This is a genomic window from Ectobacillus ponti, from assembly GCF_024294785.1.
In the GTDB taxonomy this organism is placed as follows: domain Bacteria; phylum Bacillota; class Bacilli; order Bacillales; family Bacillaceae_G; genus Ectobacillus; species Ectobacillus ponti.
The window spans coordinates 1-1,581 of record NZ_JANCLT010000035.1 but is presented as its reverse complement, the minus strand read 5'-3'; the positions used below and the strand labels follow the sequence as shown (position 1 = coordinate 1,581).

The 1,581-nt window shown below is 45.9% G+C and carries 1 protein-coding gene; it reads right to left on the bottom strand.

Going from position 1 to position 1,581, the window contains the following annotated elements:
- Positions 1-124 precede the first annotated feature (124 nt).
- Positions 125-1,495, bottom strand: a complete 1,371-nt coding sequence (locus tag NK662_RS23010; RefSeq protein ID WP_254761317.1) for an IS4 family transposase — start codon at positions 1,493-1,495, stop codon at positions 125-127.
- Between the last annotated feature and the right edge of the window lie 86 nt (positions 1,496-1,581).

Genomic DNA, 1,581 nt, shown 5'->3' with positions numbered 1-1,581 from the left:
CATTGCCATCAACTTTAGTGAAGCGCCCTCGCTGCCTTTGGCAGCGAGGGCGCTTTTTTTAGGTGTTTTGAATAGAATCTTGAGTTTTGGGCATACTCAAATACAGCTTCTTTCCTGCCTATTTTTATGCAGCGATTGGAAGTCCAGCCGTTGATGTTTCTATTAAGCCTAGGATTTCAAACGGCGTTGCTTTTTGACACCGCCGTGCCTTTTTGCCGTTCTTACTTACATCTTGAAAGAGCCTGGTAAGCACTGAAACAGGATGTTGGAGTGTGCAGAAAAGTACGGCGTGTATCCTGTTCAAGTACACTTGCACCATGTAGGCACACTTGAACTCACTGATCTCCTTCCCTTGCTTTTCCCACAAAAGCCTTCGCATTTGATACGTCACGTTTGCCACGAGACAGAGACGCAAAAGCTGTCCATACAGGTGACATTGAAATCGCTCAAGCTTCATTGGCTTCGTGACATGAATTTGAAAAATAGACTTCCACGTTTTAAAGAGAATTTCAATCTGCCATCGCAAAGAATAGAAGTCATACACCTGTGTAGCCGGCAGTATGTCTGCAGGGACATTGGTGATGAACAGGTTTACTCTGCTTGCGGCCTTTGGCATCTTCTTTTTCATTTTTTTGTGGTGCGCCAAACGCTTATCCCATTCCCTTTGTGTCAGCCGATATAGAATGAGCCGGGTCTGATGCTTGTATTCAAACCCGATATACACCTCTGGTAGCTCTAGGGTTTCTCCTTCCCGCAGGTGTTTTGTCAGGTTTTCTATGTGTAACAGAGTCCATTCGCCACCCTCGTCTTTTTGGTATACCTGCGTGTTCCACCGAATGCGGGAAATGTAATACGCTCCCTTTTCCGTAATCCGTTCTAAATCTGCAATATAATAATAACCGAGGTCGCGAAGCACAAGATCTCCGGGTTGCAGTGTGGCAATTCGCGTCTGTCCGTACTTGGCATCACTGCTCACCCCGTGATTCGCTTCCAATTCGAGAAATGTCCCAGACAAAAGCTCGTACTCTAATTGAATTTTTACGCCAGCTTCTGACCCGCCACCACCACTTCCGCGATAGGCAGAGGCATAGGACGCAGGGAGCTGAAAAGAGGTGGAATCGAGAATGCGAATCCGTGAAAATGGACTGGACAGAGAGATGACGGAACAAATTTTTTGTTGAAACGCGTAAAGGAATAACTGCTTTAAGAATTTGACCGTCCGCTCGTTCCAACGTTTATTGAGGGCCTCTGCGGACAGAGAAACACCCGTGGCTTCACTGAGTCTTGTACAGAGTCGGACGAGGGATTCGGAACTGATGGTTTGACCCAGGAAGACACAGAGCGATACAAGGTCTTGCGCTTTACATTTTCGATTTCGTCGAATCATTTCTGTTTGACGGGCCAGTTCCTGTAGATGAGGAACAGAGAACATACGACGAAACTCTTCTCCAAGCATGCGTAATTCTTCAACTTGTGTATGGGAATGAATAGACATAAAGTAGGACACCCTTTCATGCAGTACTGCATGAAAGGGTGTCCTACTTTTATGATTTTATGCATGTTCTTAAGTTGATGGCAATG